The organism is Rhodococcus sp. IEGM 1406, from assembly GCF_030056745.1.
Lineage (GTDB): Bacteria > Actinomycetota > Actinomycetes > Mycobacteriales > Mycobacteriaceae > Rhodococcus_F > Rhodococcus_F erythropolis.
Genome location: NZ_JASHKO010000002.1, coordinates 183,307 through 196,625 on the forward strand (window position 1 = coordinate 183,307; position 13,319 = coordinate 196,625).

Annotated in this window: 12 protein-coding genes and 1 pseudogene; 5 read left to right on the top strand and 8 right to left on the bottom strand. The window is 61.2% G+C overall.

Going from position 1 to position 13,319, the window contains the following annotated elements:
• Window positions 1-90 precede the first annotated feature (90 nt).
• Window positions 91-1,266, top strand: a complete 1,176-nt coding sequence (locus QM596_RS10205; protein WP_054827626.1) for a lipase family protein — start codon at window positions 91-93, stop codon at window positions 1,264-1,266.
• Between the two features lie 73 nt (window positions 1,267-1,339).
• Window positions 1,340-1,813 carry a DUF5709 domain-containing protein gene (locus tag QM596_RS10210; protein ID WP_007732075.1) on the top strand — a complete coding sequence of 158 codons (474 nt, stop codon included), beginning with the start codon at window positions 1,340-1,342 and terminating at the stop codon, window positions 1,811-1,813.
• Here the strand turns inward: QM596_RS10210 and QM596_RS10215 are convergent.
• Window positions 1,802-2,851 (bottom strand): GGDEF domain-containing protein, encoded by a 1,050-nt coding sequence (locus QM596_RS10215; protein ID WP_283308877.1) that lies wholly within the window; start codon window positions 2,849-2,851, stop codon window positions 1,802-1,804. The genes QM596_RS10210 and QM596_RS10215 overlap by 12 nt on opposite strands.
• Window positions 2,852-3,454: 603 nt before the next feature.
• Between QM596_RS10215 and QM596_RS10220 the strand changes: the two genes are divergently transcribed.
• Window positions 3,455-4,438, top strand: a complete 984-nt coding sequence (locus QM596_RS10220) for a hypothetical protein (protein ID WP_283308880.1) — start codon at window positions 3,455-3,457, stop codon at window positions 4,436-4,438.
• Here the strand turns inward: QM596_RS10220 and galE are convergent.
• The 6 genes and pseudogenes from galE to QM596_RS10250 all read right to left on the bottom strand — a co-directional run bounded on the left by galE (window position 4,410) and on the right by QM596_RS10250 (window position 9,856).
• Window positions 4,410-5,444, bottom strand: a complete 1,035-nt coding sequence (galE, locus tag QM596_RS10225; protein ID WP_099697578.1) for a UDP-glucose 4-epimerase GalE — start codon at window positions 5,442-5,444, stop codon at window positions 4,410-4,412. The two genes, QM596_RS10220 and galE, sit on opposite strands and share 29 nt — an antisense overlap.
• Complete coding sequence (locus QM596_RS10230) at window positions 5,441-5,650, bottom strand: hypothetical protein (RefSeq protein ID WP_283309346.1); 210 nt, start codon at window positions 5,648-5,650, stop codon at window positions 5,441-5,443. Before QM596_RS10230 ends, galE begins: the two co-directional genes overlap by 4 nt.
• 170 nt (window positions 5,651-5,820) lie before the next feature.
• Window positions 5,821-6,570: pseudogene (locus tag QM596_RS10235) on the bottom strand (nucleotidyltransferase family protein); the annotation flags it as partial.
• Window positions 6,549-7,427: a phosphoenolpyruvate carboxykinase (ATP) gene (locus QM596_RS10240; protein ID WP_235867796.1), complete on the bottom strand. Its 879-nt coding sequence runs from the start codon at window positions 7,425-7,427 to the stop codon at window positions 6,549-6,551. The pseudogene QM596_RS10235 and the gene QM596_RS10240, both read right to left, overlap by 22 nt.
• Before the next feature lie 7 nt (window positions 7,428-7,434).
• Window positions 7,435-7,707, bottom strand: coding sequence for a PqqD family protein (locus tag QM596_RS10245; protein ID WP_020969628.1), 273 nt, complete (start codon window positions 7,705-7,707; stop codon window positions 7,435-7,437).
• A gap of 61 nt (window positions 7,708-7,768) precedes the next feature.
• Complete coding sequence (locus tag QM596_RS10250) at window positions 7,769-9,856, bottom strand: glycosyltransferase (protein ID WP_283308881.1); 2,088 nt, start codon at window positions 9,854-9,856, stop codon at window positions 7,769-7,771.
• 58 nt (window positions 9,857-9,914) lie between these two features.
• Here QM596_RS10250 and QM596_RS10255 point away from each other — a divergent pair, with 58 nt between their 5' ends.
• Window positions 9,915-10,217, top strand: coding sequence for a hypothetical protein (locus QM596_RS10255; protein ID WP_029255360.1), 303 nt, complete (start codon window positions 9,915-9,917; stop codon window positions 10,215-10,217).
• 421 nt (window positions 10,218-10,638) lie between these two features.
• On the opposite strand, the gene QM596_RS10260 is transcribed toward QM596_RS10255, so the two are convergent.
• On the bottom strand, window positions 10,639-11,436 hold the full coding sequence (locus tag QM596_RS10260; protein ID WP_113683633.1) for an ArsR/SmtB family transcription factor: 798 nt from the start codon (window positions 11,434-11,436) through the stop codon (window positions 10,639-10,641).
• 410 nt (window positions 11,437-11,846) lie between these two features.
• On the opposite strand from QM596_RS10260, the gene QM596_RS10265 reads away from it, so the two are divergent.
• A complete protein-coding gene (locus tag QM596_RS10265; RefSeq protein ID WP_003944885.1) occupies window positions 11,847-13,262 on the top strand; it encodes an NAD(P)/FAD-dependent oxidoreductase in 1,416 nt (471 codons plus the stop codon).
• The last annotated feature ends 57 nt before the right edge of the window (window positions 13,263-13,319 follow it).

Genomic DNA, 13,319 nt, shown 5'->3' on the forward strand with positions numbered 1-13,319 from the left:
GAGTGAAACACACAGGGTGATGGACCCCGGGTGGGTCCGGACGAGGGGAAAACGTTGAAACTGCGAACCACACGCGTGTTTACCGGATCGATGCTGACTGCCGCTGCACTGACTGCCGCACTGCTCTCCGGGGGGACTGCACAGGCCGATCCCGCATATCCGGCACCGGACCCGGACCCGTTCTACTCGCAAGCAGCTGCCGAGGGGACCGCCGGCACGCCGATCTCCGTGCGCCGGGCCCCTGACCTGATGACCTTTCCCGGCGTCGCGATCTGGCAGGTCAGTTACAGGTCCACGAACTCAGAGAACAAGCCTATTGCCGCGGTCAGCACGATCCTGGTCCCGCCGAATCAAGCACAAGACGGCCCGTTGCTCTCGTATCAGCACATCGTCAATGCACTCGGTACGGGATGTGCGCCATCTCGCGCGCTTTACGCATCGGATCCCAACATCGTCATCCGTGAAGCGCCCATCCTCAACGTCGCGCTGCAACGTGGATGGACCATTGCCCTTCCCGACCATCTCGGACCCAACAGTGCGTACGGCGCCGCGCGCCTGGGCGGACAGATCACGCTCGACGGTATCCGCGCCGTTCAGAAAGTCCCCGAATTGCGTAGTGGCGCCAGCCCTGTAGGTATTGCCGGCTACTCCGGCGGCGGCATGGCCACCGCGTGGGCGGCCGCACTGGCCCCGAGCTACGCACCCGAGGTCAACCTTGTCGGTGTAGCCGAGGGCGGCGTCCCGATGAATCTGTCCAAGATGGCAAACGGCCTCGGACAGGATCCGCACCCGGCATTCGGCCTCGCATTCGCCGCAGCAATGGGCCTCGAACGCGAGTATCCCGACCTACTGCCGCTGAGCAACCAACTCAACGACCTCGGACGGTCGATGCGGGCCGAACTCACCAACGCGTGCACCAACGACATCCTCAGGGTCGGTGCCGGGCGCAGTGCCTCTCAGGTGTCGACGTCGACATCCTTGCTGTCCAGCCCTGAAGTGCGAAAGGTGATGGACGACAACAGCGTCGAACTCTATCCGGGTGTGCCGACTGCCCCGGTGTTCGAATGGCACACACCCGACGACGTTCTGATCCCCATCGATTCGGTGGTCAACACGATTTCGCGGTACTGCGCCGCCGGAGCCACGATTCAATCCCAACTGTTCCCCAGCCCGGACCACCTCACCACTGCGGTCCTCGGTCTGCCCACCGCATTCGAGTACCTACAGGACCGATTCGACGGAGTGCCGGCCCCGCGTTCGTGCTGAATGTCTCCGGAGTGACGTATCGAGCAGGCGCGGCACATGGCCAACTCGGTGTGCCCGTGGCATCGTTGATCGTATGAGCGACACGGATGACACCGGCGCGGCCGGCAATGGCGATTACAGTCTCGATCCCGACGACCAGCTTCAACCTGAAGACACTCTGATCGATCGAGGCGTCGACGACATTCTCGACGAGGGAATCTCACCACCGGAACGCCCACTGGGACTTGATGCCCACGGGTTGACCGGCAGCGAGGAATCAGCGGGGGAGACCCTCGACGAGCGCCTGGCCGAAGAAGAACCCGATCCGTACGCGTCGCTCGGAGATCCTTTGAAGGATCCCGCCGATGCCGACGAATTCGAACGGGAAGAAGAATTCCCGGACGGTGACGAAGTGGGTAACCGTCGGGTCGGGCGTCTCGTTGCCGAAGACGAGGGCAGATACGAGGACGAGGAAAGTGAACTCATTGCCGGAGACGTCGGAATCGACGGCGGCGCAGCGTCGGCAGAGGAAGCCGCGATGCATCTGATCGACGATTCAGAGGACTGAACGACCGCCTGACTGTTGTGGCTGTTGTAGCTGTTGATCGGTGAGAACGATGGAGTGGACGTGATTTCCACCCATTCTCTTGCTTTCGTACATCGCCGAATCGGCGAGGCGATGTAGATCGTGAACGCCACTTTCTGCTGCTTGTACGTCCGGCCAGGCGCCGTTGTGGATGGCTATGCCGATGCTTGTCGTCGAGATTGGTTCGCCTGTAGGGGAGTTCATGATGGGCGCGATCCGGGCCAGTAGATCGCCGACGTACGGCAACGGCATCATCTGAACGACGACGAACTCGTCACCGCCGATGCGCGCTATCGCCGCGTCCGATCTGGCCCAGTCGTGTAGTCGATAGGCCGTGCGCAGTATGACTCGGTCGCCGACGTCGTGACCGTAGGTGTCGTTGAAGTGTTTGAAATTGTCGATGTCGATCACCACCACCAGCAAAGACTGGTCGAGGCTGGATTTCGCTTGCAGTAGTTCGGAAGTCCGCCGTGCGAGTCCGCGCCGATTCAGCAGGTCCGTCAACGGATCGAGTTCTGAGCTTTGAGCGTCGTTGCTCAGGAGCGCCAGAGCAATCTGCGTGACCACCGGTGTGACAGTGATGACAGGAATGGCAAAGGCAATGCGCCCCAGGACGTCTGGAAGGCCAGAAGGTACATCGGTGAACACGCCGATGCTGGCAACAACGATGACCGCCCCGGAAAACAGCAGGTGCCACAGCTGAGTTCGAAGATTGTGAAAGAAGGCTATGTACGAGCCGACGAGCCCGAAGACGAGACATCCGAGCAATCTCTGATCCGGATTCGCCTCAGCCAGCACGATCACCGCAACGGCGAAGTCCCCGGCAACGACGAAGAAATACGACCTTTCACGGGTGGTCGCTACGACAGGCAGGGCAATTCCGCCGATCATCACAAGTACTGCGACGACGACGTCCAACGGAAATCCGATGGTCTGTACCGAATGAGTGCCCAGTCGCTTCAGCAGAATCGTGATACCCAGGAGGAAAACCAATACGCCGATGCCTATCCGAGTCGGCATCAGAATTCCGTTGTCGCGCAAGAATCGCGTGAATCGGTCAAACTGGTCTGGCACTGCGAGCCAGCGATGCACGACCTTGGGTGTGTCGCTCATCGCGGCCACTGACCATGAGAAGCGGCCGGTCGAATACAACACATGCGGCGATAGTAGTCCGTGGCGATGACAATGGAACTGAACTCGCCTCCAGCCTGTCGACCATAATACGTCACAGTGACGAATTGAGGTGGGGTAGCCGGAAGTCGGTGAGACGTGTTTATCGGCATCAATCCACATCAGAGCACTTATTGGTCGTTCCTGACGTCCAGGTCGCGCGGCGTAGCCGCAGTCGCCGGCGAGGCCAGGCGGTGATCGGTACCAATTCAGCCGGCGATCGCGGAGTCGCAATGGTCGAGTCGTGCAAGCCGGTCGCAGATCTAGGACGGAAACGCAGGAAAGCCGGCAAATGTACCGGCAGACAGACATAGGTGGGCGGAAACAAGGAAGGTTGCACGAACCAGGCGTGAGCCGGATATCGCCAGTTCGAGAATTTGCCGATAATCTACATTATGTCAAGTAATGGTTATTCGAACGTCCCCCGTCAGCCTGTCCGCTAGCTTTACCCACATGGATTCCGTTGCACTCGTCCTCGGTTCACCACGTGGCCGTCGCTTCTGTGCGAACGTCGGGCACGCGTGCCGCGCCAGCGCAAGCAACTCCGGTGGACACTGGCCTCAATCGCCGGAACATGCGCTCGAAGTTCTCGGCGCTGTTGATATCCGGGCAATCGCCGAGATGTCCGAACTCGAGATTCTGCACTGTCTTGCGTATGCCGTAGATTGCGCACGCTATTGGGAGCCGCCGGACGAAGAAGACCTGATCTTCGTCCGGCCGGATGTCGCAGCGGCGCTGCGACCGATTGCCGGAGCACTACTCGACTCGCCACACGCCGCCTGGTGGACCGAGCCGATCGACCGCCTGAACCAGAATCTGGTTGAAAAGCGAAACCCTATTTACGGCTGGTCGGACCTACCCTTGCGGATTTACCGTGCAGAGGACGGCCTCGAACAGTGGCGTGCTGAGGCACTCGACAACGAACGTCAGTTTCTGGAATACCAGATCGAAGATCCGGACCGCAACATCGGAGGCGAATGGTGGTCTACCCCTTTTGCCAACGGCACAACCGAAACAACCAGGGCCCGCGACGGTATCGGGGCCCTCGGGGTGTTTCTCGAAGAAGACAGCTCCTCGAACGAGGCGCGGGTGCAGCCGGTAAGGATCTACGGCGCGCCCCGCATCTACGAGATCACCGGTCCGCAGGACTGGGCGAATCTGGTCGATACCTATCCCCTGCCAGTGCCCGCTTCACGTCGCTCCGTTTGGTACGACACGACCGGTGAATACCGTGACTGGTTCATTCCGGACTGGGTTTCGGTCGCCGCAGATTACGACGCCATCCACTTGACCTTGATGGCCTATCTGACCACGCCAGGCATCGCGATCCCGTTGTCGGCCACCTCGGGGGCCACCGTGCTCGCCGGGTGGGATCCGGACGCCACATTCTGGCTACGAAGCAACAACATCACCGTCGAGGGCGAGCCACCAAGCTGACGCTCATCGGCGCAGAATTCAGCCGGTGCGCCCGTACGGCCAGCCACCGTGCAGTGTCCTCGATCCCCTGTTCCAGGGTGAACGTCGGAACCCACCCGAGTAGTCGTAACGCACGATCGTTCGACGCATAGGCGCCGGCAGTGTCACCGGTGCGTCGGTCGGCAGCGACCACGTCGATGTCTTCGCCGAGCACGTTCTCGAATGTGTGTACCAATTCCCACACCGTCGTCCCCCGCCCGCTGCCCAAGTTGACCACAGTCATGCGTGATGAATCAGCGGTGACCCGGTCGAACCTTTCGAGTGCTCGAACATGAGCGTCTGCAAGGTCCCAGACATGAACGTAGTCACGCACTCCCGATCCGTCGCGCGTCGGCCAATCCGTCCCCGTAACCCTGAAAGGCGTTCCTGTCGAATATGATTCGAACAGCTTTCCGAGTGCGTGGGTCGGGCGTGCCGACGCTGGTCCGCTTCGCAGCTCCGGGTCTGCCCCGACAGGGTTGAAGTAGCGTAGAGATATTGCCGATAATCCTGTGGCCGCCACGATGTCGTCAAGCATCGTTTCGAACTGAGCCTTGCTGTGCGCGTAGGGACTCTGCGGTGCGATCCGCCAATGTTCGTCGACACACCCACCGTCGCTCGGCGCGTACACCGCAGCAGAGGAACTGAACAAGAAGCGCTCACAGCCGTTCCGAAGGACACTCGATACCAGTGTCAGTGACTTGGATACGTTGTTCTCGTAGTACCGCGCCGGGCTACTCACGGAATCTCCGACCACGATCAAGGCCGCACAGTGAACTGTGGCATCGATATCGGGATGATCTGCGAATATCTTGTCGAGCAGTTTCTCGTCCGCGATGTCGCCGCAGTAGAACGGGAATCTGTGCGCAAATTCGGCACGGCCGGTCAGCAGGTTGTCGAGAATCACGACATCGATCCCGGCGTCGACGCACTTCGACGCCACGGTGCTTCCGATGAATCCCGCTCCGCCGGTGATCAGTACTTTCACGCTGCTCCCCCGGCATCTTCGACGGCAGTCCTCGCACGACGGACGAAGTGAGACACGCGTGCGCGTGCCAAGCCCCATCCACGTAGGTCGCGTCCGTCCCGGATGGAAAGCCGATCACGGTCGAGAAAGAGCGGCACCATGACCAGATCGCGGTAGAGCGAGTGCAGGCGTGGGCGATCGGCCAACCACAGCGTGCATTGCACCACCAACGCGCCGAGGTGGTCGTCACCCCGGTACTCACTCCGAAGATCGATTCCACCGCAGCCCAGTGGACGTTCACCGCCCGACGGACATCGCGTGGCAATCGGCGTCGCGCGAGGACCGCCGGGAGTGACGGCTCGGAGGCGAACAGGTACCCCACGTCGAAGACGCTGTTCAACGCCAGATCGGCGCGAATCAAGGCGCGATCGGCAAGCCGCGCGTGAGCGATGACATGAAGCGTGACATCGGAAAGGGCAAGCCTGGATCCTTCGGTCTCCGCGCCGAGTCCTCGGACCACGGACTCGCGGGTCAACGCGTGACGGGCGAACCGCGGAAGCAAGTGTGAATGGATTTCGACGGAGCCGTGACGGTCGTCGCGAAGGAGCGCTGGTTCCTGATGATCGTCGTGATCGATGGAATCCCCCGCCACCTCGTCCGGGCGAACCATTCGATATCCGAAGTCGATGATCGCGTCGTTGGCTGGAACGGCGTGTGCGGGATCTACGACCAAGAGGTCGATGTCCGTCATCCGTCGTGCCGCCGGGTTCGGCCAGATTCTTCGCTCGAGAAGGGCAGCACCTTTCAGCGCGACAGTCGGAAATCCGCTGCTGTGTAAAAACTCTTGCAGTTCTACGCGCTGCGCATCGAGGTCCGCGATACGAAGCGCGTTTCGGTGATGGACAAGGCTCAGCGTCAATTCCGGACTCGACGCGCTAGCTGCGGATTCCGACAGCATTTCGGCGAAACTCGCCGGCAGGACCGATGCGAAGCCGGCATCGAGTGCGCGGGCGGCCAGCAGCGGCAGCACCTTGTGCCTGGCGGCGACGTCGATGACTCGCGGCCAATCCCGCTGCGAACACGAACGGATGACGTCGGCCCCGTGCTTGGCTTCCAACATCGAAATCAGGTACCGGGTGTCACGCATGACGCCACCAGTTCCTCCACGGTGTCGGCGCCGGTGTCGCCGTGGTGCCGGATCATTCTGTAGCACGGGGCATTCGAGAGCAGGGCAGCGATGTTTCTCAGGGTCAGACCGTGATTGTCGGACCACAACGCGGATTGCTCGGCCAGCGACTGTATCGCCTGGGGTGCGGGCATCGGCGCGATACGAGTAGGACCCCCGTCCCATTTATCGAGAATCAGCACCAGATCGATTCCGCGAACCGCCGAATCGACGTTGGGAGTAGCGGGCAATGTCGACGGGTCCAGTGCCCACACCGAAGGGGTATACGGGAGATACAGCGAATCGTGCGCCTTGATGTCCGGCAGAACGTCGAACGTACCGGCTTTGAGGTGGACCCGGCGCGGCAAGCCCACCGCTTCGGTACCGCGAATGAAGACCCCTTCGTCAGCTCGCAGTTGTGCACCCCGTAAGGCAAGGGCAAGCGCCAAGGTGGTTTTACCCGCCCCGGAGTGCCCGGCGATCGCCACTCTCACACCGTTGCAGTCGACCAGAGCGGCATGCAGGCGTGTCCACAGTTCGTTATCTGCGGCCGTCATGACATCCCGGTGCACAGTGCGGTAAACGTTCTCCGCGAGGTGGAGTCCGTCGAGACCGATCAGCGGTTCCTTTCTGCCTCCGATGCTCGAGTCGATGGTGGCGTCCCAGCGACCGAACGTCGATCGATTCCGCTGAATCCGAACTTCGACGTTGTGGTCCGCGGGCCAGGGGCTGGCAATTCGATGCTCGATGACACCGAGTTCGGGTATGGCAGGGCCGCGCACGATCGCATCAACCCACAGGTAGTGCGTTCGGAATTGTGGTACGTGGCTGCCTGTCACGGGATTCTCACACCAGCAGACGCGAGGCGCTCAGCTGTCCATAGGTCTCGCTGACTACCGACTCCGCGTCATGGTCAGGGATCTCGAGTACCTCCGACACCGCCTGGACGATGTCACTGACGGTCCGGCCGTCACACAGTTCCCACACCAAAGTCGCGACGGGGTTGAGGTGATGGGCAACCTCGCTGGAACTGTCGTACAGCACAACACCGTCGGTGAGATCATTGCTCTCCACCGTCTGTGAGCGCTGAGGCCTCGCGTCTTCGAGTAGTTCCGTCAAGATATCTCCTTGTTCCAACCAGTCCGATATTCGTGTTGAGCTATTTGCGTTTGGGGTGGTGTCAGAGCGAGAAGCGTCGTGAGTATTCGGATTCGATTGCGCCCGAACGAATCAGGCTGCGTGTGGAGGCGATGCCGGGTGCGAGCGTCAGACACGTGAGCGCTCCCCCGGCGTTCGCATCCACCAGGTAGTTGCCCAAAGTTTGGTAGTGGCCCGCCCATTTTTCGAATGCTTCGGGGTCTACCTCCGGATCCGCAATCGCGTCCAGAATTCGTTCGAAGGCGCGCGAATGAACGAGGACGGCGTGAACTCCACGGTTCTCCGGACTGGTGCGCAAGAGCGCCGAACCGTCGATCAGCGCTCCGTCGGCCGATTTCGCGTCGTGTCCGAGTTGGACGACATCCCAATCGCGGTGATCGAGATCTTCACGTGCGTGGTCCAGGATCGACGCAGCCGCATCCAGCAAACTCACGTCGTCAGCTGCAATGAGGACCGAATCCCAGCTCTTCTCGGTCGCCCGAGAAACCGCGCGACGCCACGAGACGGCAAAGGCCGCTTCCTGATTCATTACGTCCTCGAAAGCTGATTCTCTCTCCGCCGCTGTTACGCGCGGTAAGCGAATGAATCGATGCCAGGACGCCTTCCATCTGTCGATATCGAGGTCAAGATTCACGACGACAACACCGAGGTCCGACTTCGAATCCTCGACAGCCGGGGTGGGTTCTGCCCCTACTCGGGCAGGCGACAGTGGGCGATCGAGCACAACGTCGACTGCGCCCCGCTCGAGCAGATAGGTCGCCAGTGAAAAGTCGGACCGCACGGGTCCGTCCATGCTCCGAGAGAGTTCGTCTCGCAAGGTTCGGTATGCCGCGGCGCGAACAATCAGTGCAGCCCCGACCAGGTCTTCGCCGTGTGCGTGGATGACGGCCGCATCGGCTTCGGCGGGGAGGTCGTCTGTTATGTTCCGCAGCTTGTACATAACCGCGGGTTCGATCACGCGAGCCTCGTCCAGGAAGACCACCGACTTCCAGCCCAGCAGAATCGCCTTGTCGAGTCCGGCGACGAACGCTGAGGCCGTCCTCCACCCATCCGGACCGTCGTCCTCCGCCGGAATGGCACGGTGAACGGTCAGTTCGATCGACTCGGCCTCCGCCAGGCATGAACGCCACGGAGCTACTCGGCCGTCGTCGCTGAGAACGATCACCCCGCCGAAGACCAACTCGGGTCGCTGGACGCTCAGTTCGGCACGGCGACGAATCTCGGGATACGAATCACCGAGGTACCTGGAGAACTGACGATGGAGTGAGTCGAGATCCCATCCGACCTCATTCCAACCGAGCAGGTAATTGTGAACGCGATCTTCCCAATTTATTCGATACGGGACACCCGCCGGGCGCTCGAATCGATGGTGCCAACCAAATGTCGGAAGGCAGACGACCTTTCCGCCGTTGATCCGGAACTTCTCGTGGATGTATCCCTCCTCACCGCCGAATCCGGTGAAGTGCGAGTTCAATCCCGGCCATGCCTCACGCCTGCAGGCAAATGAGCCGAGGCCCTGCATGATGATCTCGAAAGGCACGTCCGGGTGTTGCTTCGCTCGCGGATCAACTCCCCAGGAGCCGAACATTCCGTTGCGCCACTTGGGGTCCATGTGGGTGGCCGCGATGTGCGAGGAATCCTGGGAGAGCATCGGTCCCTGGATCAGATCGTCAGTTTCCGGATTTGCATCGAAATACGCCAGCAACGCCGACAACGATCCCGGTGCCAGGATCACGTGGGAGTCGAGGACCAGGACATACTTTCCGGTGGCCTTGCGGAACAGGACGTCCCGCACCGCAGTCGATCGAACGTCGGTGAACGGGATGTAGCGGAACCGATCGATGTAACCGGCAAACGATTCGAGCATCGGCGCCGGCAACCCCTCGGGGTTGTTGTCCAACAAGACGAATTCGACTCTGTCCAGAATCTCGCGATGATGGACCAGGATCGAGTGGATCGTGAAGTATGCGCCGTCGAAATCGTCGTAGGTCGCGATTGCAATGGTGAGGTCGGCAGATTCTCCGTGCGGCGGAGTTTCTTTCACCTGTACTGGCACCGCGCTCTGAAGCCTCTTCAGAGCGCGGTGCAGGGCGTCGTCGAACTCGGGCATCGGTGTGCTCCCTGGGAACCCGTGGCGTTGTATCGATTACGTCGGTTACGCAGGTTCCGTGGGATCTGTCGGCTTGGTCGGGCTGGTTGGGAACGTCGGCTCGGTGCGAGTGGTCGGCACAGTTGGGACAGTTGGGACGGTCGGCTCTGTCGGCTCCGTCGGCCCGGTGGGCTTGGCGGTCGTCGTTCCACCCGAGCCTGACGAGCTACCGGTTGATCCGGAACCTGTGGAACTTCCAGACGATCCCGAACTCCCGGAACTACCCGAACTTCCCGACGATCCCGAACTTCCCGACGATCCGGGGTTGCCCGGCTCGTTTCCGCCCGGCTGGTTCCCTCCCGGAGTATTACCACCGGGCTGATTCCCGCCTGGTTGCTCGCCGCCTGGTTGATTCGGATTCTGCTGGCCACGAGTAGGAGCTCCGGAGAGGTTCGGCGTGTCACCGGCTGCGAAGGCCGGTGCCGCACCACCGAGGCTGATCGACGTCACGACCGGAACAGTTACCGCCGAGGCCGCTAGAACTGTCTTGACGAACTTGCGTCGATCAACCGGAACATTCTGAAAAGCGTCGCCGCCCATAGCGTTTCTCCCATGCGTCCGAGACGAGGTCGTCCTCACTCGATGTCGGGCAAAACGCTAGCATCCTTCCGGCAACTTTACAGACTGAACGCGCCGATATTTGACGGGTATGCGAATTCGAGTCCGGACTGCGCCGACTGTTCGGACAGAAGTACGGCGATCTCCTCCTGTTCAGGGGACTCGTTTGTCCCGGTCGACAACCGTCAACCGACCGGCATCTCCCACGGCGCCACCGGAAGAGTATTTCCGGTCTCGAGGTAGGACTTCAGATTCGACAGCACCGCCGACCATCCGCCCGCTACCTCCATGCGAGCCGATTCGTCTGCCAAATCGGTGTGCTTGACGGTCAATCGCACGATCGCGCCGAAGGCTTCGATGTCGAAACTCACCCGCGAGATATCGACGCCCGGTTCGCCGTTCGGATCAGCCCAGGTGGTGACCAACCTGGACGGTGCGCTGCTTTCGACTACGGTGCCGACTACATCCGCGATGTTCGAACCGTCGATCCGGCGGTGCTCCCACGTCGATCCCGGCTGCCAGTCGGAGACGTTGCTGTGTCCCCAGTACTCTGCAGTGGCCCCCGCGTCCGTGAGTGCTTTCCAGACGTTCTCGGCCGTACTGGCGATGTAGGTGACATATACAAAACTGGGCTTGTCGGTCATGGCTTCCTCCGCGAGTTTTTTGACGGCACTGAGCGCATGCAGGCGCGGTACCTCGAACTTGTTGATCCACCGCTCTCGAATCTCCTCGAGCGCAACGGGATTGAGATAGTGAAGTTTCGTTCTCCCCTGCCGCACCGTGCTGATCAGATTTGCATCCTCGAGCGCCGTGAGGTGTTGCGTGACAGCTTGGCGACTCATGTCGAGGCTCTCGCACAGCTCACCGAGCGACTGCCCGTTGGCTACGAACAGGCGGTCCAGCAGAAGTCTTCGCGTGGGATCGGCAAGTGCTTTGAAGGCTGCATTCATCCGGTCGTTCACAACTTCACGATATGCAAGCATTTGCTTGCATGTCAATGGTTGGGCGTGCCGGGTTTCGGAAGTAGGGATAAATAGGGTGTGATGTCTTCAGGCAGATGTGATCTGAATCCCGGATCACACCGTGAGAGAGGTTGAGCACATGGACTGGGCAGCAATTGGAGTGGGTGTCGGGTATGCCTCGGTGGCTCTGTCGATCCTGGTTTTCGTCGGCGGGTGCATCGCACTGTTCATTTTGTCGGTCCGCCAGTAGCTGACACCTCGACAAAGTGGTGAACACCCCCGGCGCGACGATGACGCGCGTCTCGGGGTGATCGCCGCCGGAGGCTGCTTGATCGATTCGGACACACCGGCGCGCGTCGGACTGCTCGCAGAGAAGCTCGGCCGCGGTGGGACTACCGTAGGACTGTCGCCTAGAACTCGAGGAGTACGGAATGAGCATCCAGTCGGTTGAACCGCACCGCCACCGCGTAGTGGTGATCGGTTCCGGCTTCGGAGGATTGTTCGGCACTCAGGCTCTCAAAAAAGCCGATGCCGACATCACGATGATCGCGCGTACAACCCACCATCTGTTTCAGCCGCTCCTCTATCAGGTTGCGACCGGCATCCTCTCGGTCGGTGACATCGCTCCCGCCACGAGACTGGTGCTGCGCAAGCAGAAGAACGCCCAGGTGCTGCTCGGTGAGGTCGAGACCATTGATCTCGAGAATCAGACCGTGACCTCGCGTCTGCTCGAACGCGTCACGGTTACGCCGTTCGACAGTCTGATCGTGGCAGCAGGTGCCGGTCAGTCGTACTTCGGCAACGATCAGTTCGCGGAGTTCGCCCCCGGAATGAAAACGATCGACGACGCCCTCGAACTGCGCGGACGAATCCTCGGGGCCTTCGAGCAGGCCGAACTGTCGGACGATCCCGCCGAGCGCGCGCGCTTGCTCACCTTTGTCGTGGTCGGCGCCGGCCCCACCGGGGTGGAGTTGGCCGGGCAGATCGCCGAGCTTTCCCGTCGAACGCTGGACGGCGCCTTCCGCAAGATCGATCCTCGTGAAGCGCGCGTCGTGCTCCTAGACGGCGCCCCTGCCGTGTTGCCCGTGTACGGCGGGAAGCTCAGCCGCAAGGCTGCCGAGACGCTCGAGAAGCTCGGCGTCGAGATCCAGCTCGACGCAATGGTCACCGACGTCGACAACGACGGTCTGATCATCAAGGAAAAGGACGGCACCCTTCGCCGCATCGAGTCGCAGTGCAAGGTCTGGTCCGCCGGCGTGCAGGCCAGCCCTCTCGGCAAGCAGCTTGCAGAGCAAAGCGGCGGAGAAACCGACCGCGCCGGCCGAGTGATGGTCAATCCTGACCTGTCGCTTCCCGGACACCCCAACGTCTTCGTCATCGGCGACATGATGTCGCTCGACAAGCTTCCCGGACTGGCTCAGGTCGCCATGCAGGGCGGCAAGTACGCGGCCAAGCAGATCAAAGCGTCACTGGATGGAAAGTCCCCGTCGGAACGAGTTCCGTTCAAGTACTTCGACAAGGGCAGTATGGCGACGATCTCGCGCTTCAGCGCGGTAGCCAAGGTGGGCAAGCTCGAGATCAGCGGCTTCATCGGGTGGGTTGCCTGGTTGGCAATTCACCTCCTGTACCTCGTCGGGTTCCGTTCACGCGCCTCGACGCTCTTGTCGTGGGCAGTGACGTTCTTCGGGCGTGGCCGTGCTCAGATGGCGTCCACCGAGCAGCAGGTCTTCGCGCGAAACGCGATGGGCGAGTTGGAGAAGAAGAACAAGGAAGCGACGGAGTCCGGCAGCGCTTCGAATGGCGAAGCCAAGAAGGCTGCCGGCAAGCAGCAGAAGGCCGCCGGCTGATCGATCAGTACCTGGGCGAATAACGAAGGGCGGCTGTGGAGTTGAACTCCACAGCCG